Here is a 20,697-nt window from a genome sequence, read left to right on the forward strand (position 1 = left end):
TTATCGACCAACCTAGCAGCTTCTATCTTGAGCTGGCAGGGCGCGAACAGCCGCCCCGCTCAAGCAGAGGACGCGTTCATGCAGGTCGCGGCAAACGGTATTCAGATCCACGTCGAAGAGCAGGGGAAGGGCGAACCAGCCATCGTTTTCCTGCACTACTGGGGCGGCTCGGCCCGAACCTGGCGGCATGTGGCCGCTGGGCTGTCATCCGCGTATCGGACGATTGCCACCGATCATCGGGGCTGGGGACAGTCGGAGGCGCCGCCCAGCGGCTATGCCCTGGATGATCTTGCCGATGACGCCCTCGGTGTCGTCCGGGCCCTCGGCCTGAAGCGATACATTCTTGTCGGCCATTCGATGGGCGGCAAAGTCGCTCAGCTGATAGCCTCTCGCCGTCCAGTGGAACTGGCAGGCATCGTCCTTGTCGCACCCGCACCGCCGACTCCGATCGTTCTGCCTGCGACAGCGCGGGAGATGATGGCCGGCGCCTATGTCTCGCGCGAGAGCATCGAGGCGATCATCGATCAGGTACTATCCGCTCGGCCGCTCAGCCCCGCCGATCGCGAGCAAGTGATCGCCGATAGCCTTGGCGGGGCTCCTCAGGCAAAGAAGGCTTGGCCGACGTCGACCAGCCTCGAAGACATCTCGGGGGTCGTTGGCCGCATCGCGGTGCCCACGCTGGTCATCAGCGGCGAGCAGGACCAGGTCGACCCACCGGCGACGCTTGAGGCGGAACTGATCGCACGCCTGTCCGACGCTGTGCTTCATGTCCTCCCTGGGGTGGGCCACCTGTTGCCCCTCGAAGCACCCGAGGCCCTGACCCGCCTTATCGCTGACTTCACGGCCGCGCTGGACCCCCCGGTCTCGCGCACGACCCGCAATCTCAGCACCTAGAGTTCACGCCCGCCGCGTCGCAGGCTTGGCCAGATCCAAGGAATCCCCAAGGCCTGCCATGGGCACAAGCAATCCCTCAGATATTCGCGGCGAGGTCCACGACTTCGTCGAACAGCACGCCCGATGACTTCAGCATCTGTTCGATCTCGTCGGCGGCCTCCGCGACTGTTCGCGTCGACGTGTCGATCACGAGCTCGGCAGCGTGCGGCGCCTCATAGTCGTTGCCGATGCCGGTGAACGATGCCAGCGCGCCGGCGCGGGCCTTCTTGTAGTGGCCTTTGGGATCGCGCTCCTCGCAGACCTCGGCCGGTGTCGCGACATGGATCTCGCGGAAGGCGGTGTCGGCGATGCGGCGCGCGATGGCACGGTCCTCGCGGGCCGGGGAGACCGCCGCGACGATCGCGATATGGCCGTTGCGCGCGAGATGCGTCGCGACCTCGGCAAGCCTGCGGATGTTCTCGCTGCGGTCGGCGGCGGAGAAGCCGAGATCGCTGTTGAGGCCGGCCCGCAATGTGTCGCCGTCGAGCAGGATCGGCGAGCCGCCATTGCTGAACAGCCGGCGTTCCAGCGCCTTTGCCAGCGTCGACTTACCCGAGGCGGGAAGGCCGGTCAGCCAGACCACGGCGCCGTTGTGATGGTAGCGCGCAGAGCGCTCGTCCGGCCGCAGCGCGGATTCCACCGGAACGATATAGACGGGCACGGCGCGTTGGCCGGCGTCGACCGACAGCACGAGGCCGCCGCCGGCGATGCGTCCCGACACCTCGATCACGAGGCGTCCGGTGCGCGGATTATCAGTGTAGGGATCGGTGGCAATCGGGCTCGACAGCGAGATGTCGATCTCGCCGACATGGTTGCGGCCGATCGCCTTGTTCTCGCTGCTCGAGAGCTCGCCGGGATCGACGGCCTTCTCGATCGCGACGACCGTGGCGCGGCTTTCCTTCGGCCCCGACCGCACCAGCAACTGGTCGCCCTTGGCGAGCGGCTTGTCGTGCAGCCAGAAGATCCGCGCGCGCAGGCGGCGCGTCTCGCGCGGGGCAGCGCTCGCGTGGGCGATGATGTCGCCGCGTTCGATGAACAATTCGCGGTCGAGCGTGATGCCGACCGAACGGCCCGCGCCCTGCCGTCCTGCGACCGGCGTTACCGGCCAGCTCTCGACCGTCTTGATCCTGGCGATCTTGCCGGCCGGCATGATCACGATCTCGTCGCCCGCAACCAGGCTACCGGACTCGATGCGGCCGGCAACGATGCGGCGGTCATCAAACTTGTAGATCGCCTGCACCGGCAGGCGCAGCGCCAAGGCTTCCAGCGCCCGGGCCGGTTCGAGGGCGTCGAGCGCCTCGACTACGGTCGGACCCTTGTACCAGCCGATGCGGCCGGTACGTTCGGCGACGCCATCGCCATCGCGCGCGGAAATCGGGATCACGGCCGTCGGCTTCACACCAAGACCGCTCAGATGTGCCGAGATCTCATCGCTGATCGCCTTGAAACGCTCGGCGCTGAAGTCGACGCGGTCCATCTTGTTGACGACGACTGCGACCTGCTTCACGCCGAGCAGGTGCAGCAGATAGCCGTGCCGCCTCGTCTGGTCGCGCACGCCTTCGAGCGCATCGATGATCAGCACCGCGCCGTCGGCCTGCGAGGCGCCGGTGATCATGTTACGCAGGAATTCGGCGTGGCCGGGCGCGTCGATCAGTACGATGTCGCGCGAATTGGTGCGGAAGCGGATCTGCGTGGTGTCGATGGTGATGCCCTGGTCGCGCTCGGTCTGCAGCGCGTCGAGCAGGAACGACCATTCGAACGGCATGCCGCGCCGAGCGCTGACGGCCTTCAGCATTTCGAGCTTGCCCTCGGGCAGGCTGCCGGTCTCGTGCAGGAGCCGGCCGACGAGCGTCGACTTGCCGTGATCGACATGGCCGACGATGACGATCCGAACCTGCGGACGGGTGGTGCCGTTCGGCGTGGCGGGCGAAGTCGGAGTGACGAGCATGTTCATGACCGCGTGCGTCCTTCAGGGATCAGAGATAGCCGGCGACGCGCAGGCGCTCGAAAGCGTCTTCGGTCTCGTGGTCGAGCGCACGGCCGGCGCGCTCCGGCACCTTGGTCTGCTCGAGCTCGATCAGGATCTCGTCGATGGTCGACGCATTCGAGTTCACGGGATTGGTGATGTCCTGATCACCCAGCGAGCGGTAGCGCTTGCCGTTCTTGGCGAGATACAGCGGGATGATCGGGATGTTCTCGCGCTTGGTGTAGGCCCAGATATCGGCCTCGGTCCAATGCAGGATCGGATGGATGCGCAAATGCGCGCCTTGCGGCGGCGAGGCGTTGAAATGATCCCAGAACTCCGGCGGCTGGTCGCGCACGTCCCAATTGCCTTCGAGGCCGCGCGGCGAGAACACGCGCTCCTTGGCGCGGGTTGCTTCCTCGTCGCGGCGGATGCCGGCGATCAGGCCGTCGAAGCCGTATTTGGCCAGCGCCATCTTCAGGCCTTCCGTCTTGCGCGCTGCGGAACGGGCGGCCGGCGGCAGCGTCGGGTCGACGGCGTCGATGGGCGGGCAGGGCTCGACGCGCAGGTCGAGATCCCATTCCTTTCCGTAATGATCGCGGAAGCGATACATCTCCGGAAACTTCTTGCCGGTGTCGACATGGAGGGCCGGGAACGGCATGCGGCCGAAGAACGCCTTGCGCGCCAGCCAGATCATGACGTTGGAGTCCTTGCCGAGCGACCACAACAGGGCGATCTTCTTCAACCGGGCAAAGGCCTCACGGAAGATGTAGATGCTCTGCGCCTCGAGCTGGTCGAGATGGTCCATGCTGGGCGCAACGTCGGCGGAAAATTCTTGCGAGCCCGAGCGTCCGATGGAGGCCGGGCTGCTCACTCCGATGTCCGCGGAATCGTCCTTGAGAAGATGCATCTCTGCCACTTTGCGTTTGGAGGCGAAAATTCTATAGTTGCAGTGCCGAAGAGAAGAAAAAATTTTCTCTTTGCGCGCTTGAAACGACACATATATAGAAAATAATTCCAGTCAACCCCGAATTGGGGGAAGCGAGTATCGCATGCGGTTCCTGCCGGTGTTTCTCGATCTCAAGGCCGGTCCGGTGGTCCTCATCGGCGCGGGTGAGCTGTTGCGCGCAAAATTGCGTGTGCTCGCGGCGGCCGGGGCGCGCGTTCGCGTGCATGCGATCGACGGCGATCATGAACTGGGCCTCAGCGGCGTGGACATCGCGCGTGTCGAGATCGCGACCGGTGATCCGCTAACCGCTGATCTCTCCGGCGTCATTGCCATCGTCTGTGCGGGAGCGGGCGACGTCGGCGTTGCCATGTCGGCGCGGGCGAAGTCGCTCGGTCTGCCCGTCAACGTCATGGACGATCTCGAACATTCCAGCTTCATCTTTCCGGCCATCGTCGACCGCGGCGATGTGGTGGTCGCGGTCGGCACGGGTGGCACATCGCCGGTGGTGGCGCGGCGCGTGCGCGAGAAGATCGAGGCGCTGCTGCCGGCGCGCATTGGCGAACTCGCCGAGTTCATCGGCAGCTTCCGCAAATCCATCAACGAGCGCATCGCCGAGTTTCCGCTGCGCCGCCGCTTCTGGGAGCGCGTCATCGACGGCCCGATCGGCGCCGCCGTGCTCGCCGGTCGCAAGGCCGAAGCGGATGCATCGCTCAAGGCGATCTCCGATCCGTCCGCGTTCGCGCGCGCCGACAAGCCCGAAGGCTCGGTGGCGCTGGTCGGTGCCGGACCCGGCGATCCCGACCTTCTCACCATCAAGGCGCTACGCGCTTTGCAGGACGCCGACATCGTCTTTCACGATGAGCTGGTCTCGCCTGAGATTCTCGACCGCATCCGCCGCGATACCACACGCGTTGCGGTCGGCCGGCGTGTCGGCAAGCCCGGCATCGGCCAGGATGCCATCAACAAACGCATGATCGAGGCCGCGCGATCGGGCCAGCGCGTGGTGCGGCTGAAGGGCGGCGATCCCTTCGTGTTCGGCCGCGGCGGCGAAGAGGTCGAAGCTCTGCGGGCGGCCGGGATCGCCTATTCGGTCATTCCAGGCATTACCGCAGGACTCGGCGGCGCCGCCGATTTCGAGGTGCCGCTCACCTATCGTCACGAAGCGACCCGCATCACCTTCCTCACCGCGCACAAGGCGCGCGATGCGGAAGCAGTGGATTGGTCGGCCCTGACCGATAACAGGATGACCGTCGTCGTTTACATGGGCATGACTGCGGCGCCGGCCGTGCGCGCCGGCCTGTTCGCGGCCGGCCGCTCTCCTGAAACGCCGGTCGGCGTGTTCGCCCGCGTCACGCGGCCCGATGCGCAGAGCGCGATCGGTACGCTGCGCGACCTGCCCGAGCTCGTGCGGCGGATCGATGGCGGTCCCGCCATTCTCATCATCGGCGACGTGGTCCGGCATGCCGGGCCGCTTCGCCGTCAAACACCCAACCAAATCATCTCTGACCTATTGGATGCAGCCGAATGACCTCTCCGCTCGAACAGAAGAAGATCAAGATCGCCGGCCCCTCGGTGGTGACCGCCAACCGCACCTGGGACGGCATCGTGGTGTATCGCACCGCCGCCAAGAGCTGGTCCGCGGACCTCTCGGAAGCCGCCATCGTGCGCAACTCCGACGAAGCCAAGGCGTTGCTCGCGGAATCGGTCGCCGATGACGTCGGCGCCATCGGTCCCTATATCGCGCCGGTGCAGGTCGGCGACGACGGCAAGATCGAGCCCGGCAATCTGCGCGAACAGATCCGCCGCACCGGCGTGACCATCGGACAGCCGGCCCAGCTTTAAGGCATTCGCTTATGTACGCTTACGACGAAATCGACCGCACGCTCGTCAACGAGCGCGTCTCGGAGTTCCGCGACCAGGTGAAGCGCCGTCTCTCGGGCGAGCTCACCGAGGACGAGTTCAAGATCCTGCGCCTCCAGAACGGTGTCTATCTGCAGCTGCACGCCTACATGTTCCGCGTTGCCATCCCGTACGGCACGCTGGCAACCAACCAGCTGCGGGCGCTCGCCCATGTCGCACGTAAATACGATCGTGGTTACGGCCATTTCACGACTCGGCAGAACATCCAGTTCAACTGGATCAAGCTCGCCGAGCTGCCGGACGCGCTGGCCGATCTCGCCAAGGTGGGCATCCATGCGATGCAGACCTCCGGCAACAACATGCGGAACGTCACCTCTGATCAGTGGGCCGGCGTCGCCCCCGGCGAGATCGAGGACCCGCGCATCTGGTCGGAGTTGATCCGCCAGCACACCACGCTGCATCCGGAATTCTCGTTCCTGCCGCGCAAGTTCAAGATCGCGATCACCGCGTCGGACCACGACCGCGCCGCGATCAAGATCCACGACATAGGCCTGCGGCTGGTCAAGAACGAGAAGAACGAGACCGGCTTCGAAGTGCTGGTCGGCGGCGGCCTCGGCCGCACGCCGTTCATCGCCAAGACCATCAAGCACTTCGTGCATGGCCGCGATATCCTCAGCTATATCGAAGCGATCCTGCGCGTCTATAACCAGTACGGCCGCCGCGACAACATCTACAAGGCGCGCATCAAGATCCTGGTCCACGAGCTCGGCATCGAGAAATTCTCGCGCGAGGTCGAGGAGGAGTGGCAGCACATCCGCAACTCCTCGCTCCAGATCGACGACGAGGTGATCGAGGACATCCGCTCGCGCTTCACTTATCCGGCTTACGAGAAGCTGCCGCACATGCCGGACGAGCTGCGCCAGGCCGCGGCCGACCCCGACTTCGAGGCGTGGCGCAAGAACTCGGTGGCCCCGCACAAAGTCCAGGGCTATTCCATCGTCACCATCTCGCTGAAACCGATCGGCAAGCCGCCGGGCGATGCGACGGCCGAGCAGATGGATGCGCTGGCCGATCTCGCCGACATCTATTCCTTCGGTGAGATCCGCGTCGGCCACGAGCAGAATTTGGCGCTGCCGCACGTCGCCAAGCGCGACCTGCCGGCGCTGTGGAAGGCGCTCGACAAGCTCGGGCTGGCGACGCCCAATGTCAATTTAATCACCGACATCATCGCCTGCCCGGGTCTCGACTATTGCTCGCTGGCAAATGCGCGCTCGATCCCGATCGCGCAGGAGCTGTCGCGGCGCTTCGCCAACCACGAGCTCGCCAATCTGATCGGCCGGCTGCACATCAACATCTCCGGCTGCATCAACGCCTGCGGCCATCATCATGTCGGCCACATCGGCATTCTCGGCGTCGAGAAGAACGGCGAAGAGGTCTATCAAATCACCATCGGCGGCCGCGCCGACGAGGGCGCTGCGCTCGGCACCCTGATCGGCCCCGGCGTCAAGTTCGACGAAGTTGCCGACGTCATCGAGGACGTCGTGGAAGCCTATCTCGCGCTGCGCGAGCGGCCCGAAGAGCTGTTCATGGACACCGTGAAGCGCCTTGGCGTCGAACCCTTCAAGGAGCGCGTCTATGCCACTCGTTAACGGCGGAAAAATCGTCGACGACAGCTTCGTCAAGCTTGCCGTCGACACGCCGCTGCCGGAGAGCGGCGACATCCTGGTCCCAGCCGAGCGCTTCATTGCCGAGGCGGATGCGCTGCTCAAGCGCCCCGGCAAGGTGGGCGTGATCTGGCCGAACAACCGCGACATCGACGAACTCGTGCCGTATCTCGGCAAGGTCGCCGCCGTCGCGCTGGTATTCCCGACCTTCCGCGACGGACGCGCCTACAGCCAGGCGCGGCTGCTGCGCGAGCGTTACAACTATCGCGGCGAGCTGCGCGCGACCGGCCAGATCCTGCGCGACCAGTTCGTGTTCATGCTGCGCGCCGGGTTCGATTCCTTCGAGGTCAAGAAGCAGGCGGATGCGGAAGCCTTCATGCAGACCGCAAAACGCTATTCGGTGTTCTACCAGCCGACCGGCGACGGTCGCATCACGGCGCTGCACCGGCGCATGCAGCTGCGTCATTCCGAAGGTGTCGGCACGTGAACGCCATCGCCCCCCAGGTCTCGTCCGCTGCCCCACAGCCTTCGGCGGCGGAGCTCGATCGGAGCTTGCGCGATGCCTCGCCTGCGGAGGTCATCGCTGCCGCGCTGAAGGCGGTCGGTCGCGACAAGCTCGCGCTGGTGTCGTCCTTCGGCACGGAATCGGCGACGCTGCTCAAGGTCATGGCGGACGTTGATCCGGCGATCCCCGTGATCTTTCTCGATACCGGCTGGCTGTTCGAGGAGACGCTGGCCTATCGCGATACGCTTATCGCGACGCTGGGCCTGAAGGACGTCCGCTCGATCAAGCCGGCGGAAGAGACGTTGTCGCGCGAAGATCCCGACCGCGAGCTCTGGTTTTCCGATCCGGATGCCTGCTGCCGTATCCGCAAGGTCGAACCGCTGGCGCGTGCGCTAAAGCCATTCTCGGCCTGGCTCAACGGGCGCAAGCGGTTTCAGGGCAATGCGCGTTCGGACATTCCCGTGGTCGAGGATGATGGCGCACGGTTGAAGTTCAATCCGTTTGCGAATGTCTCGCGCGAGGAACTCGAGGCGATTTTCGTCCGCGCCAAATTGCCGCGCCATCCACTCGTGGCGTCCGGCTTTCGCTCGGTCGGGTGTATGCCTTGCACCAGCAGAACGGCCGAAGGCGAGGATGAGCGCGCGGGTCGCTGGCGCGGCCGCGCCAAGACGGAATGCGGCATCCACACGATGAAGACTTCGTAGTACGGTCGCGCTGCGAGTTCGCGAACAAGAGAATCCGGTTCCGTTGACTTGAGAGCGTTTCGCCGCGAGTTTCGCCTGCATGCCTTCGTCGACATCGGCGTCGTCGAAGAGAATGGAGATGGACCTGATGCGCCGTATCGTTCCGCTCGCTGCAGGACTGCTTTGGGCAAGCTCGGCTCTCGCCGCTGACATCAATCTTTTGAACGTGTCGTACGATCCGACGCGCGAGCTCTATGTCGAGTTCAACAAGGCGTTCGCGACCGCCTATCAGAAGGAGACCGGCAAGAGCGTCGAGATCAAGCAGTCGCATGGCGGCAGCGGATCGCAGGCACGCAGCGTGATCGACGGCTTGCAGGCCGACGTGGTGACGCTCGCGCTCGCCTACGACATCGACGCGATCGCCGCCAAAGGTCTCACCGCGGCCGATTGGCAGAAGCGTCTGCCGCAGAACTCCTCGCCCTACACTTCGACCATCGTGTTTCTGGTGCGCAAGGGCAATCCCAAGGGCATCAAGGATTGGGACGACCTGCTCAAGCCCGGCGTCGCCGTGATCACGCCGAACCCGAAGACCTCGGGCGGCGCGCGCTGGAATTATCTTGCCGCCTGGGGCTTTGCGCAGAAGAAATACGGCTCAGTCGACAAGGCCAAGGAGTTCATCGGCAAGCTCTATCAGCAGGTGCCGGTGCTCGATACCGGGGCGAGGGGCGCCACCGTCACCTTCGTCGAGCGGGGTGTCGGCGACGTTCTGCTCGCCTGGGAGAACGAGGCGTTGCTCGCTCTGAAGGAGTTTGGCGCGCAAAAGTTCGAGATCGTGGCACCGCCGCAATCGATCCTGGCCGAGCCGCCGGTCGCCATCGTCGACAAGGTCGCCGACAGAAAAGGCACCCGCAACGCCGCCGATGCCTATTTGCAATATTGGTACACCAGGGAAGGTCAGGAGATCGCCGCGCGCAATTTTTACCGTCCGCGCGACGCCGAGATCGCCAGGAAGTACGAAAATGCCTTTGCCAAGGTCGAACTCTTCACGATCGACGATGTCTTTGGCGGTTGGACCAAGGCGCAGAAGGACCATTTTTCCGACGGCGGTATTTTTGACCAGATCTACAAGAACTGATCTGATGCGTCGTAAGGGACTTTCGCGGGGGGTTTGGTGAGCCTAAGCGCAGCACGACGCCGGACTCTTCCGGGCTTCGGTCTCACGATGGGGCTGACGCTGACCTGGCTGTCCGTCATCATCCTGATTCCGCTCGCTGGCCTGTTCCTGAAATCGCTGGAGCTCAGTCCCGAGCAGTTCTGGGCCATCCTCTCCAGTCGGCGCACCCTGAATGCGCTGCGCGTCTCCTTCGGCCTCGCGTTTGCGGCGGCCTGCGTCAATCTCGTGATGGGCAGCATCGTCGTCTGGGCACTGGTGCGCTATCGTTTTCCCGGCCGGCGGATCTTCGATGCCATCGTCGATGTGCCGTTCGCGTTGCCGACGGCTGTTGCCGGGGTCGCACTGACTGCGCTGTTCGCCGAGAAGGGCTGGCTCGGCGCGCCGCTCGCCGCTTTCGGCGTCAAGGTCGCGTTCACGCCCCTCGGCATCTTCGTCGCCATGATCTTCATCGGTATTCCCTTCGTGGTGCGCACGGTGCAACCGGTACTGCAGGATCTCGATCCCGAGATCGAGGAAGCTGCAGGCAGCCTGGGTGCCAGCCGCTGGCAGACCATCACACGCGTGATCCTGCCCTCGCTCGCACCGGCATTGCTCACCGGTCTCGCGCTCGCCTTTGCGCGCGCGGTCGGTGAATACGGCTCGGTGATCTTCATCGCCGGCAATCTGCCTAATGTTTCCGAGATCGCGCCGCTCCTGATCGTGATCCGCCTGTCCGAATTCCGCTATGCCGACGCGACTGCGATTGCGGTCGTCATGCTCGTCGTGTCCTTCGTCATCATCTTCGCCGTGAACCGGCTGCAGCGCTGGGCGCAGCATCGGGATGGGGAACGGTAGGAGGAGAGTATGGCGATGCAGATCACCGATTCGGCCATGCTCGACACGTCCGGAGCGGAGGCGCGCGTCCGAGCGGCCGCGCAGAAGAACATTCGCACCGAGCCTGCCGCGGTTCGCATCGCCATCATCACAATCGCAGTGTTGTTTCTCACGATCTTCGTCGTGCTGCCGCTGGTCCTGGTGTTCGCGCAGGCCTTTTCCAAAGGCGTCGTGGCCTATGTCGCGGCGCTGGCCGAGCCTGAGGCTCTGGCCGCGATCAGGCTGACGCTGCTGGTCGCTGCGATTTCGGTCACGCTCAATCTGGCGTTTGGTCTGGTGGCCGCCTGGGCCATCGCCAAATTCGATTTTCCCGGCAAGACCTTCCTGATCACGCTGATCGACCTGCCGTTCTCGGTGAGCCCGGTGATCTCGGGCCTCGTCTTCGTGCTGCTGTTCGGTGCGCAGGGTTATTTCGGAAGTTGGCTCCGCGAACATGACATCCAGATCCTGTTCGCGGTGCCCGGCATCGCGCTGGCAACCACCTTCGTGACCTTCCCCTTCGTGGCGCGGGCGCTGATCCCGCTGATGCAGGAGCAGGGCACCCAGGAGGAGGAAGCCGCGATCTCGCTCGGCGCCTCGGGCCTGCAGACCTTCTTCCGGGTCACGCTGCCCAACATCAAATGGGGCGTGCTCTACGGCGTCCTGCTCTGCAATGCGCGCGCGATGGGCGAGTTCGGCGCGGTTTCGGTCGTCTCCGGCCATATCCGCGGCGAGACCAATACGATGCCGTTGCTGGTCGAGATTCTCTACGACGAGTACCAGTTCGTCGCCGCATTCGCGATCGCCTCGCTGCTCGCCATGCTGGCGCTGATCACGCTGATCGCCAAGACAATCCTCGAGCGTCACCTCGACGAAGGACACGACGTCAATGACCATTGAAGTCAAAAATCTCGTCAAGACCTTTGGCAGCTTCAAAGCCCTCGATGGCGTCGACCTCAAGGTCGAAAGCGGCGAGTTGCTTGCACTGCTCGGCCCGTCCGGATCGGGCAAGACCACGCTGCTGCGGATCGTCGCCGGACTGGATTGGCCCGACGCGGGCGAGGTCTTCATCAACGGCGAGGATGCGCTGGCGCAGGGCGCGCGCGAGCGTCACGTCGGCTTCGTGTTCCAGCACTACGCGCTGTTCCGCCACATGAGCGTGTTCGAGAACGTTGCCTTTGGCCTGCGCGTGCAGCCGCACGCGCTCCGCAAGGACGAGGCGGCGATCCGCAGCAGGGTCAAGGAGCTGCTCGATCTGGTGCAGCTCGATTGGCTCGCCGACCGTTATCCGAACCAGCTCTCGGGCGGACAGCGCCAGCGCATCGCGCTCGCGCGTGCGCTTGCGATCGAGCCGCGCATCCTCCTGCTCGACGAGCCGTTCGGCGCGCTCGATGCGAAGGTGCGCAAAGAGCTGCGCAAATGGCTGCGTTCGCTGCATCATGAGATCAACGTCACCTCGATCTTCGTCACCCACGACCAGGAAGAGGCGCTCGAAGTCGCCAACCGCGTCGTGGTGATGGACAAGGGCAGGATCGAGCAGATCGGCTCGCCCGACGACGTCTACGAGACTCCGGCGACGGCCTTCGTTCACGGCTTCATCGGCGAATCCATCGAGCTGCCGGTCCAGGTCGAAGCCGGCGTCGTCAGTCTGGGCGAGCGGCCGCTACGGCTCGCGGCAGACGGCCTTGCGCCTGGCGCGTCAAAGCTGTTCGTGCGGCGACATGATATGTTGATCGGCCCGCCCGGCTCTGGCGCCTTCGAGGGCGCGGTCCAGCACGTCCGCAATTTCGGCCCCGTGCAGCGGGCCGACGTCGCGTTATCTGGTGGCCAGACCATCGAGATCGACGCCCCCCGAGACCGGGAACTGCGCGCCGGCGACACGATCGGGCTAAATCCTCGCCGCTACCGGATCTTTGCGGGCGCCTAAACCGCTCAAATCTTCTTCAAAATTCACCTTTCAGCCATTGTTGGTATGCAACAACGGCCCCTCATTTGGGGGCTCCTGTATGCGCGCTGCGGCCGCAATTCTCATCACTTTGCTTCTTGCCGGCTGCGCCGGGAACGAAGCGCCGGTCCAGCAGCCGTCGATGTATGCGGACATGTCGGTCCCGGGCGCCAAGCTCGATGCGCCGGCCGCCGCGATCATGATCTCGCAATACCGCCAGAACAACGGGCTCGGCTCCGTCGAGATCGACCCCGAATTGATGCGGCTGGCCGAATCCCAGTCCAACGCCATGGCCGCTGCCAACAAGATGGACCATGATGTCCGCGCGCCCCTGGGCAAGCGGCTCAATGCCGGCGGCTATCCCGCGACCGTGGCGGTCGAGAACATCTCGGCCGGCTATCATACGCTGGCGGAAGCGTTTTCCGGCTGGCGCGACTCGCCCCCGCACCGCGCCAACATGCTCAAGAGCGGTGTCACAAAATTGGGCATCGCCGCAAGCTATGCTCCGGGCACCAAGTACAAGGTGTTCTGGACCATGATCCTGGCGTCGACCGACCCCCGATAAGCCAGACTTGATCCCGGGATGCATTGACGCCGCGGCAGACTGTCGCCACGGTGGCTCGCATTTTGCTATTAGTCCCTGATGACAGATCATAGCCCGGAAGTCGCAACAGTCCCCGCAAAGGCGCAGCGCGTCCTGGTTCTCCAGGGCGGCGGTGCGCTCGGGTCCTATCAGGCCGGAGCCTATCAGGCGCTGTGCCATTTCGATTTCGAGCCCGAATGGGTCGCCGGCATCTCGATCGGCGCCGTCAACGCCGCCATCATTGCCGGCAACGAGGGCCACACCCGCGTCAAGCGGCTCAAGGAATTCTGGGAAATGGTTTCCGCGCCGGTGCCGTGGAAGCCGATCGGCAAGAGCGACCACAGCCGCGAGCTGTTCAATTCCACCAGCGCCGCGCTGATCGCGACCTTTGGCGTGCCGGGCTTCTTCGTCCCGCGCGTGCCGCCGGCGCCGCTCTGGCCGCCCGGCAGCAAGCAAGCCGAAAGCTATTACGACACCGCGCCGCTGAAGAAGACGCTGGAGCGGCTGGTCGACTTCGATCGCATCAACGATCTGAAGACCCGCCTGTCGGTCGGTGCGGTCGGCGTCACCTCCGGCAATTTCAAATATTTCGACAATTACGAGTTCAAGAAGCTCGGCAAGAAGATCGGCCCGGAGCACATCATGGCCTCGGGTGCCTTACCTCCGGGCTTTCCGTCCGTGGTCATCGACGGCGAACATTATTGGGACGGCGGCATCGCCTCCAACACGCCGCTCGACTTCGTGCTGGATGCGGAGCTCGACCGCGATCTCCTGATCTTCCAGGTCGACCTCTTCAGCGCCCGCGGCGACCTGCCGACCTCGCTGCTCGAGGCCACGGAGCGCGAGAAAGACATCCGGTTCTCCAGCCGCACGCGGATGAACACCGACAAGAACAAGCAGGTGCACAACACGCGCAAGGCGCTGCGCGAGCTGATCGACAAGCTGCCTGATTATCTGAAGAACGATCCGTCGGTCGAGATCCTCAACAAGGCGGCGCGCGAGAGCACGGTCACCGTCGTGCACCTGATCTACCGCAGCAAGAATTACGAATCCTCGTCCAAGGATTACGACTTTTCGCATGTCGCCATGGTCGAGCATTGGGAGAGCGGCGTGCGCGACGTGCATCTGTCGATGCGCCACAAGGATTGGCTCGAGCGGCCGCAATCCGGCGAGACCATGGTGACTTACGATCTCACGGGGGACGTCACCGCGCCCCCGGCAAATAGGAGCGAATAATTATGGGTACTCTCTCAGGCAAGAACGCCGTCGTGACAGGTTCGACCAGCGGCATTGGCCTTGCATATGCGCGAGCCTTCGCCGGCGCCGGTGCCAATGTCGTCATCAACGGCTTCGGCTCGCCGGAGGACATCGAGAAGGAGCGCGCCAAGATCGAGTCCGATTTCGGCGTGAAGGCGATCTATTCGCCCGCCGACATGACCAAGCCCGCCGAGATCGCCGGCATGATCGCGCTCGGCGAAAAGACCTTCGGCTCGGTCGACATTCTCGTCAACAATGCCGGCATCCAGTTCGTCTCGCCGGTCGAGGAATTCCCGGTCGAGAAGTGGGACCAGATCATCGCGATTAACCTGTCCTCCGCCTTCCATGGCATCCGCGCCGCCGTGCCCGGCATGAAGAAGAAGGGCTGGGGCCGTATCATCAACACCGCTTCGGCGCACTCGCTGGTCGCTTCGCCCTTCAAGTCGGCCTATGTGTCGGCCAAGCACGGTATTGCCGGCCTCACCAAGACCGTGGCGCTGGAAGTCGCCACCCACAAGATCACCTGCAACTGCATCAGCCCCGGCTACGTCTGGACGCCGTTGGTCGAGAAGCAGATCCCCGACACGATGAAGGCTCGCAATCTCACCCGCGAGCAGGTCATCAACGACGTGCTGCTCGATGCGCAACCGACCAAGGAGTTCGTGACGTCCGAGCAGGTCGCAGCGCTGGCGCTGTTCCTGTGCAGCGACGATGCCGCGCAGATCACCGGCACCAATTTGTCGATCGACGGCGGCTGGACCGCGGAGTAACGACACTGTCTGTCATGCCCCGCCGAGGCGGGGCATCCAGTACGCCGCGGCCCGTCGATTGAATTACAACTTTCTCGGAATACTGGATCGCCCGGTTAAACCGGGCGATGACAGCGAGAGGGGGCGCGGTTCGAGGCCTAATGACTCCATGCCAGCGCCGTCACGATCGCGGATTGCAGATTCAATTCCGCGAACATGATCTTGCCGGCGACCAGCATGAGGACGCTGGCCAGTGTCAGGCGCAGCACCATTTCGGGCACGCGTGTCGCGCTGTAGCTGCCCACGATGATACCGGGCAGCGAGCCCATCAAGAGCACACCCATAAGGCCCCAGTCGACATCGCCGAGCGCCCAATGTCCGATCCCGGCGACCAGGGTGAGCGGCACGGCATGTGCGATGTCCGAGCCGACGATCGTCGCCACCGGGAGGCGCGGGTAGAGCATCAGCAGCACGGTCACGCCGACCGCGCCGGCGCCGACGGAGGAGATCGAGACCAGCACGCCGAGTACGACGCCGGTGATGACGGTTGCCACAGCCGTGGTGCGCCCGTCGATTTGCTCGAGGCGGCGACGATAGCGCTCCATGATCGATTTGCGGAAGATCAGCGACGTGGCAGTCAGCAGCAATGCGAAGCAAAGCACGATGTTGACGAGGTTGCGCTCGGCATCACTCTTCAGGTCGAGCTTCCACAACACGAGCAGCGTCAGCGCGCTCGCCGGAATGCTGCCGCAGGCAAGCCGCAGCACCGCCGGCCAGTGCACGCTGCGCGACCAGCCATGCACGATACTGCCGCCGGTCTTGGTGGCGGCGGCATAGAGCAGGTCGGTTCCGACTGCGGTGGAGGGATGGACGCCGAACAGCAGGATCAGCAGCGGCGTCATCAACGAGCCACCTCCGACGCCGGTCATCCCGACAAGCAGGCCGACGGCAAATCCCGAGGCGACGTACAGTGGATCGATCATATCAGCAGAATCTAAGTTGATCTCGTCGATTGAGCAATACGACGTAGGATAAACTTTCCCTGCGATGCAACCTCTTGGACCGAATAAGAAAATTTTCGCTGTCCATTGCAGGTAGAGAGGTGTTTCGCCTTGTTCGCGGGCTCGTTGCGAAACAGTCGTTCCCCGGGGCGAGGGGCGCTCCCGGATGTGTAATTCCTATTTACCAAACGCCAGGACGTGCAGCCCCAGACGCTGTCGCACGATCCAGAACAGCAGCACCGTCTCGAAGGTGAGCGAGATCGAGGTCGCTGCCGCGGCGCCATGACCGCCGAAGCGTGGTACCAGTGCCACGCACAGCAGCACGTTCAGCACGAACGCCAGCGCATAGGCCAATGCGCAGATCTTCTGCTGGCCGAGCATGTTGAGCAGCCGCTCGACCGGGCCGATCGCGGCGCGCACCACAAGACCGATCGCGGCGATGAACATGATATCGTAGCCGACAACGAATTGCGGCCCGAACAGCCACAGCAACGGCTTGCCGAGTGCGAGCAGCACGGCGGTGGCGGCGAGAGACGGCCAGAACGTCCAGACGATCGCGTGCGCGACATAGGCCGACAGCCGCGCCTTGTCGCCGCTGGCATTGTATTCGGCAAAGCGGTGCGCCGTCGTCGCCGACATCGCGTAGTGAATGAACGACACCAGCGCCAGCGTCTTCACCACGGCAAAGTAGACGCCGACCTCGTCGGAGGGGCGGAATTGCTGCAGCACCAGCACGTCGGTGTAGGACAGCAGCAGGTAGAAGCTTTCGACCAGCAGGATCGGCAGCGAGACGGCGAGCCAGCCGCCGACGTCAAAGGCCTTGGGGCCGGGTGTGATGTGATCGGCGAGCTTGCGGTTCAGCACCACCATCTGCCCGGTCATTGCGATCCATACCGCACCGAGGCTCGCGACCATCGCCGCGACGGCGCCGAGATGAAAGCCGAGCAGGAAGGCGATGGCCGTGATGCCGATGATCAGCGCCTGGCGGATGATGAATTGCGGCATGAGGCCGAGCTGCATCCAGTCATGCGAGCGCGCGATGCCGTCCTGGGTGTTGGCGACGACGAAGGCCGGCAGCGTCATGCAGCCGATGTAGAGCGGCAGCTCCTCGGCCGGATCGATCCAGGGCGACAGCAGTCTGACGAGGCCGGCAAGCGCCAGCGATATCAGCGTCGAGACGGCAAAGGTCAGCCAGCGGCTACCGGAGAGAAAGCCGCGCAGCAGCGCGTGGTCGCCGCTGGCGCGATATTCCGGAATGATCTTTTGCGCGGAAGCCGAGATGCCGAAGTCCAGCATGCTGCCGAGCAGCAGCACCCACGTCCAGACATAGACGTAGATGCCGTAGTCCGACGTGCCCATCCAGCGTGCGAGCAGCACCTGCGAGACATAGGCGAGGCCCGCACTGATGACGCGGATGAGGAAGATGGTGCCGGCCAGCCGCCGCGTCAGCGACGCTTCGCTCGAGCCGCCGGTCAGTTTGGCGCGCAGCCGCGCGATCAGCCCCGCCGGTCCGGTCGTTGCAGGTTCTGCATCCATCACGGCCAAATCGAGATCCCCAGGCGTGCCGCATGTTGCGGCAGGCTTGATGCGGTAGTCCTTGGGACTAGCAACCATTCGTTAAGATTCGGTTGGGTGGACGTGCTGTTGCCACATCCTTGGCGTCGTCCCCGCGAAGGCGGGGACCCATTACCACAGGGAGAGATTGTTGCGCGAACTGGTAACTCCTAGTCTTCGCCAAACCACTCCCTGTGGTCATGGGTCCCGGGCTCGCGCTCCGCGCGCCCCGGGACGACCGCGGAATATAAGCGCCGGCAGGGCAACTCACGCGCCGCGTCGTGACTACTGCCGGGACGCCACCGCGGGCTTACTCCAAGTTCGTATTGAACTCGTAGGATTTTTCCGGCCCGACCAGCGTGAACTTCAGCGCTGCGCCGTCAGGCTTGGCGCCGGGCGGCAATCCGTCGAGCTCGAAGGAAAACCGCTTCACGCCGGGCGGGCTGTGCTCGACCTTGTCGGGGATCGGCAGCGACCATTCGGGCGTCGGTCCTTCCACGAACAGATCGACCTTGCTGCTCTCGGGCGCGACGACGTCGACCACGACGTTCTTGGGGCCGTCGCGCTTGACGTCGCGGATGGTCAGGGGATTGGGATCGCCGATATTGGCCGGCTTCGGCACGGTGTCGAGTGCCGCGCGCAGATTGGCATCTTCGGTCGAGGCGACATTGTTGAAGCCGAGCTCGACATTGGCCGCGACGGGAACGCAGAGCTTCTCGCACACCGCGTAATTGATCTCGGCGCGCAACGTCACGGGCTTGTCCGCCGCCTTGGCGACGATGCGCAAGGGCAGCACGATCTGGTCGTGATAGCCGATCGAGTGGCCGCCTGCGCCATCGTCGAACTTTTGCGGTGCCGGCCACATGACGGTCACCGCTTCGACATTGTCGGACTTCGAGAAGTCGAACCGCGGCGGAACACCGGAATCGCCCGGCATGCGCCAGTAGGTTTTCCAGCCGGGCTGGATCTGGAACGCGATACCGCCGAGCAGCACTGCGCCGCTGCGCGATCCCGCCAACAGCCGCACCGCGGAATGGCCGTCGCGCTGCCACGGCGATGCATCGTCGGCATGGGCTACCGTCGCCAGCGATGACGCAAGCAGGGTTGTCGCGACAGCAATCGCCGCATGCAGGGGAACTCTTGTCAGCATGGTACGTCTTTACAGGGTCACCCCAAAGCAAACCATTGAATTGCTTGTGATGGATGTACCCGAATCATGTCGCTGCAAGCCTTGATTTGACAGAGGCTCGGCCCGACATCAGGATAGGAATTGAAACCGGAGTGCTTCACCGATGGCTCCCACAGGCAAACGGACGGGCGAAAGCACCCGCAGTGCGGGTCCCGCGCTTCCCAGCTCGGCCGGTTATCTCGACGGACGGCTCCTGATCGCGATGCCCGTGATGGGCGACTCGCGCTTCGAGCGGTCGGTGATCTACCTCTGTGCCCATTCCGCCGAGGGCGCGATGGGCATTATCGTCAACCATCCCGCCGGCAGCATCGACTTCCCGGAGCTGCTGGAGCAGCTCGGCATCATCAAGAAGGGCGAGCATATCAAGCTGCCCGAAAATGCCGAAAGCATGAAGGTGCTGGCCGGTGGTCCGGTCGACACCGGTCGGGGCTTCGTGCTGCATTCCAGCGACTTCTATATCGAGCATGCCACACTGCGGATCGACGACGGTGTCTGCCTTACCGCGACTGTCGACATCCTGCGCGCAATCGCCAATGGCTCGGGGCCCAAGCACGCCATCCTCGCGCTCGGCTACGCAGGCTGGGCGCCGGGCCAGCTCGAGACCGAGATCCAGAGCAATGGCTGGCTGCATTGCGATGCGGATGCGGACCTGATCTTCGGCGACGACGTCGATGAGAAATACAGCCGCGCCCTGCGCAAGATCGGCATCGACCCCGGAATGCTGTCGAACGAGGCCGGGCACGCGTAGTCGGTGATGGCATCGCGTGACTCTCACCGCCGTCATTGCGATGAGCTCTTGCGACGAAGCAATCCAGGCTGTTTCCGTTGAAAGATTCTGGACTGCTTCGGTACGCTCGCAATGACGGAATTTGTTGAGGCCGTCGGTTCTACTCCGCCGCCTGCTGCTGTACCGTCGGCTCGGTTCCAGCGACCGTCGCGCGCCGCATGTCGCGGGGCTGCGATTGGTCGTAGCGGCGGACGCGGTGCATGGTCTGACGGTTGTCCCACATCACGAGATCATGCAGCTTCCATTTATGAACGTAGACGAACTCTGCTTGCGTCGCGTGCTCGGTCAAATCGCGCAGCAACAGCCGTCCTTCCGGGACGCTCATGCCGACGACCTTGCCGGCATGGGATGAGAGGTACAGCGACTTGCGGCGATGCACGGGATGCGTGCGCACCAGCCGCTGCAGCACCGGCTTGAACATGGCCTTTTCTTCGTCGGTATATTCGGTGAAGCCGAGCGATCCCCGCGAATACATCAGCGAATGTTCGCAGACGAGGTCGTCGATCTCGGCCTTGGTCTCGTCGTCGAGCGCGTCGTAGGCGGCGCGCATGTCGGCGAACTCGGTGTTGCCGCCCTTCGGATTCACCACGCGCGCCGACAGCAATGAGAATTTCGCCGGGATGGGGCGGAACGAGCTGTCGGAATGCCACAGGCAGTTGCCGAGATTGAACAGATGCGTGCGGCTGTCTTTCGCCAGCGGCTTGCCGTCCTTGCCGAGATTGGAGACGTCGTTGAGGCCGGACTGGAGCCGGTAGTCCTTTTGCTTCGTCACCGTGCCGCCGCGCGCATCCTCGCGCTGGCCGAAGTTCAGCGCAAAGGCCATCTGCTGCTCGTCGGTGATGTCCTGGTCGTGGAAGACCAGCACCGCGTATCTGTCCATGGCGGACTCGACTTCGCGGGCCTCATCCGGTGTGAGCGGCTTTCGCAGGTCGAGGCCGGAAACCTCGCCGACAAAATGCTTCTGAAGCTGCCGGATGGCGATCGTCATGGCGTCTCTCCCGCGAACCGCGAGCGGTTGGCCCGCTCTATTGACGAAAAAGCTACTCCCG

General features: G+C 64.0%; 20 protein-coding genes. 14 read left to right on the forward strand and 6 right to left on the reverse strand.

All coding sequences use genetic code 11. The annotated features are described in order from the left end of the window. Positions 1–78 precede the first annotated feature (78 nt). Positions 79–894, forward strand: a complete 816-nt coding sequence (locus IF809_RS29775; protein WP_453995072.1) for an alpha/beta fold hydrolase — start codon at positions 79–81, stop codon at positions 892–894. 76 nt (positions 895–970) lie between these two features. On the opposite strand, the gene cysC is transcribed toward IF809_RS29775, so the two are convergent. Next, positions 971–2,887, reverse strand: a complete 1,917-nt coding sequence (cysC, locus tag IF809_RS29780; protein WP_453995074.1) for an adenylyl-sulfate kinase — start codon at positions 2,885–2,887, stop codon at positions 971–973. Between the two features lie 22 nt (positions 2,888–2,909). Then, positions 2,910–3,704: a sulfate adenylyltransferase subunit CysD gene (gene cysD, locus IF809_RS29785; protein ID WP_092293395.1), complete on the reverse strand. Its 795-nt coding sequence runs from the start codon at positions 3,702–3,704 to the stop codon at positions 2,910–2,912. Between the two features lie 244 nt (positions 3,705–3,948). Between cysD and cysG the strand changes: the two genes are divergently transcribed. The 12 genes from cysG (at position 3,949) to IF809_RS29845 (ending at position 15,138) form a co-directional block, all read left to right on the forward strand. Continuing rightward, positions 3,949–5,373 carry a siroheme synthase CysG gene (cysG, locus tag IF809_RS29790; protein ID WP_453995076.1) on the forward strand — a complete coding sequence of 475 codons (1,425 nt, stop codon included), beginning with the start codon at positions 3,949–3,951 and terminating at the stop codon, positions 5,371–5,373. Continuing rightward, positions 5,370–5,687, forward strand: a complete 318-nt coding sequence (locus IF809_RS29795) for a DUF2849 domain-containing protein (RefSeq protein WP_128964101.1) — start codon at positions 5,370–5,372, stop codon at positions 5,685–5,687. The genes cysG and IF809_RS29795 overlap by 4 nt, the downstream gene beginning before the upstream one ends. An 11-nt stretch (positions 5,688–5,698) precedes the next feature. Beyond that, positions 5,699–7,354: a nitrite/sulfite reductase gene (locus IF809_RS29800; protein ID WP_453981932.1), complete on the forward strand. Its 1,656-nt coding sequence runs from the start codon at positions 5,699–5,701 to the stop codon at positions 7,352–7,354. Then, positions 7,341–7,856, forward strand: coding sequence for a DUF934 domain-containing protein (locus IF809_RS29805; RefSeq protein WP_128964103.1), 516 nt, complete (start codon positions 7,341–7,343; stop codon positions 7,854–7,856). The genes IF809_RS29800 and IF809_RS29805 overlap by 14 nt, the downstream gene beginning before the upstream one ends. After that, a complete protein-coding gene (locus tag IF809_RS29810) occupies positions 7,853–8,578 on the forward strand; it encodes a phosphoadenylyl-sulfate reductase (protein ID WP_462839352.1) in 726 nt (241 codons plus the stop codon). Before IF809_RS29805 ends, IF809_RS29810 begins: the two co-directional genes overlap by 4 nt. Before the next feature lie 112 nt (positions 8,579–8,690). Next, positions 8,691–9,692, forward strand: a complete 1,002-nt coding sequence (locus tag IF809_RS29815) for a sulfate ABC transporter substrate-binding protein (RefSeq protein WP_462839359.1) — start codon at positions 8,691–8,693, stop codon at positions 9,690–9,692. A gap of 36 nt (positions 9,693–9,728) precedes the next feature. After that, positions 9,729–10,565, forward strand: coding sequence for a sulfate ABC transporter permease subunit CysT (gene cysT, locus IF809_RS29820; RefSeq protein ID WP_462839353.1), 837 nt, complete (start codon positions 9,729–9,731; stop codon positions 10,563–10,565). 9 nt (positions 10,566–10,574) lie between these two features. Next, positions 10,575–11,483 carry a sulfate ABC transporter permease subunit CysW gene (cysW, locus tag IF809_RS29825; RefSeq protein ID WP_462839354.1) on the forward strand — a complete coding sequence of 303 codons (909 nt, stop codon included), beginning with the start codon at positions 10,575–10,577 and terminating at the stop codon, positions 11,481–11,483. Next, positions 11,473–12,510: a sulfate/molybdate ABC transporter ATP-binding protein gene (locus IF809_RS29830; RefSeq protein WP_462839355.1), complete on the forward strand. Its 1,038-nt coding sequence runs from the start codon at positions 11,473–11,475 to the stop codon at positions 12,508–12,510. Before cysW ends, IF809_RS29830 begins: the two co-directional genes overlap by 11 nt. Positions 12,511–12,589: 79 nt before the next feature. Then, positions 12,590–13,093, forward strand: coding sequence for a CAP domain-containing protein (locus tag IF809_RS29835; protein WP_453995087.1), 504 nt, complete (start codon positions 12,590–12,592; stop codon positions 13,091–13,093). 78 nt (positions 13,094–13,171) lie between these two features. Further along, the gene (locus IF809_RS29840) at positions 13,172–14,347 is read left to right on the forward strand and encodes a DUF3734 domain-containing protein (protein ID WP_462839356.1); all 1,176 of its coding nucleotides are present in this window, start codon (positions 13,172–13,174) and stop codon (positions 14,345–14,347) included. 2 nt (positions 14,348–14,349) lie between these two features. Continuing rightward, a complete protein-coding gene (locus IF809_RS29845) occupies positions 14,350–15,138 on the forward strand; it encodes a 3-hydroxybutyrate dehydrogenase (protein ID WP_128964110.1) in 789 nt (262 codons plus the stop codon). A gap of 137 nt (positions 15,139–15,275) precedes the next feature. On the opposite strand, the gene IF809_RS29850 is transcribed toward IF809_RS29845, so the two are convergent. The 3 genes from IF809_RS29850 to IF809_RS29860 all read right to left on the reverse strand — a co-directional run bounded on the left by IF809_RS29850 (position 15,276) and on the right by IF809_RS29860 (position 18,822). Next, positions 15,276–16,100 carry a sulfite exporter TauE/SafE family protein gene (locus IF809_RS29850; RefSeq protein WP_128964112.1) on the reverse strand — a complete coding sequence of 275 codons (825 nt, stop codon included), beginning with the start codon at positions 16,098–16,100 and terminating at the stop codon, positions 15,276–15,278. Positions 16,101–16,295: 195 nt separating this feature from the next. After that, the gene (locus IF809_RS29855) at positions 16,296–17,663 is read right to left on the reverse strand and encodes an oligosaccharide flippase family protein (protein ID WP_462839360.1); all 1,368 of its coding nucleotides are present in this window, start codon (positions 17,661–17,663) and stop codon (positions 16,296–16,298) included. Positions 17,664–17,982: 319 nt separating this feature from the next. Further along, on the reverse strand, positions 17,983–18,822 hold the full coding sequence (locus IF809_RS29860; RefSeq protein WP_462839357.1) for a protein-disulfide reductase DsbD domain-containing protein: 840 nt from the start codon (positions 18,820–18,822) through the stop codon (positions 17,983–17,985). A 142-nt stretch (positions 18,823–18,964) separates the two neighbouring features. Here IF809_RS29860 and IF809_RS29865 point away from each other — a divergent pair, with 142 nt between their 5' ends. Then, positions 18,965–19,609, forward strand: a complete 645-nt coding sequence (locus IF809_RS29865; RefSeq protein WP_453981938.1) for a YqgE/AlgH family protein — start codon at positions 18,965–18,967, stop codon at positions 19,607–19,609. A gap of 139 nt (positions 19,610–19,748) precedes the next feature. Here IF809_RS29865 and IF809_RS29870 read toward each other — a convergent pair whose 3' ends face one another. Further along, the gene (locus IF809_RS29870) at positions 19,749–20,636 is read right to left on the reverse strand and encodes a TauD/TfdA dioxygenase family protein (protein ID WP_462839358.1); all 888 of its coding nucleotides are present in this window, start codon (positions 20,634–20,636) and stop codon (positions 19,749–19,751) included. Positions 20,637–20,697 lie beyond the last annotated feature (61 nt).

The organism is Bradyrhizobium sp. UFLA06-24 (assembly GCF_054967145.1).

Coding starts and splice junctions, on each gene's coding strand:
- cysC (WP_453995074.1), bottom strand. CDS start 2,887: ATGAACATGCTCGTCACTCCGACTTCGCCCGCCACGCCGAACGGCACC.
- IF809_RS29865 (WP_453981938.1), top strand. CDS start 18,965: ATGGCTCCCACAGGCAAACGGACGGGCGAAAGCACCCGCAGTGCGGGT.
- IF809_RS29860 (WP_462839357.1), bottom strand. CDS start 18,822: ATGCTGACAAGAGTTCCCCTGCATGCGGCGATTGCTGTCGCGACAACC.
- IF809_RS29815 (WP_462839359.1), top strand. CDS start 8,691: ATGGAGATGGACCTGATGCGCCGTATCGTTCCGCTCGCTGCAGGACTG.
- IF809_RS29795 (WP_128964101.1), top strand. CDS start 5,370: ATGACCTCTCCGCTCGAACAGAAGAAGATCAAGATCGCCGGCCCCTCG.
- IF809_RS29845 (WP_128964110.1), top strand. CDS start 14,350: ATGGGTACTCTCTCAGGCAAGAACGCCGTCGTGACAGGTTCGACCAGC.
- IF809_RS29850 (WP_128964112.1), bottom strand. CDS start 16,100: ATGATCGATCCACTGTACGTCGCCTCGGGATTTGCCGTCGGCCTGCTT.
- IF809_RS29835 (WP_453995087.1), top strand. CDS start 12,590: ATGCGCGCTGCGGCCGCAATTCTCATCACTTTGCTTCTTGCCGGCTGC.
- IF809_RS29870 (WP_462839358.1), bottom strand. CDS start 20,636: ATGACGATCGCCATCCGGCAGCTTCAGAAGCATTTTGTCGGCGAGGTT.
- IF809_RS29840 (WP_462839356.1), top strand. CDS start 13,172: ATGACAGATCATAGCCCGGAAGTCGCAACAGTCCCCGCAAAGGCGCAG.
- IF809_RS29800 (WP_453981932.1), top strand. CDS start 5,699: ATGTACGCTTACGACGAAATCGACCGCACGCTCGTCAACGAGCGCGTC.
- IF809_RS29805 (WP_128964103.1), top strand. CDS start 7,341: ATGCCACTCGTTAACGGCGGAAAAATCGTCGACGACAGCTTCGTCAAG.
- cysD (WP_092293395.1), bottom strand. CDS start 3,704: ATGGACCATCTCGACCAGCTCGAGGCGCAGAGCATCTACATCTTCCGT.
- IF809_RS29775 (WP_453995072.1), top strand. CDS start 79: ATGCAGGTCGCGGCAAACGGTATTCAGATCCACGTCGAAGAGCAGGGG.
- cysG (WP_453995076.1), top strand. CDS start 3,949: ATGCGGTTCCTGCCGGTGTTTCTCGATCTCAAGGCCGGTCCGGTGGTC.
- cysW (WP_462839354.1), top strand. CDS start 10,575: ATGGCGATGCAGATCACCGATTCGGCCATGCTCGACACGTCCGGAGCG.
- IF809_RS29830 (WP_462839355.1), top strand. CDS start 11,473: ATGACCATTGAAGTCAAAAATCTCGTCAAGACCTTTGGCAGCTTCAAA.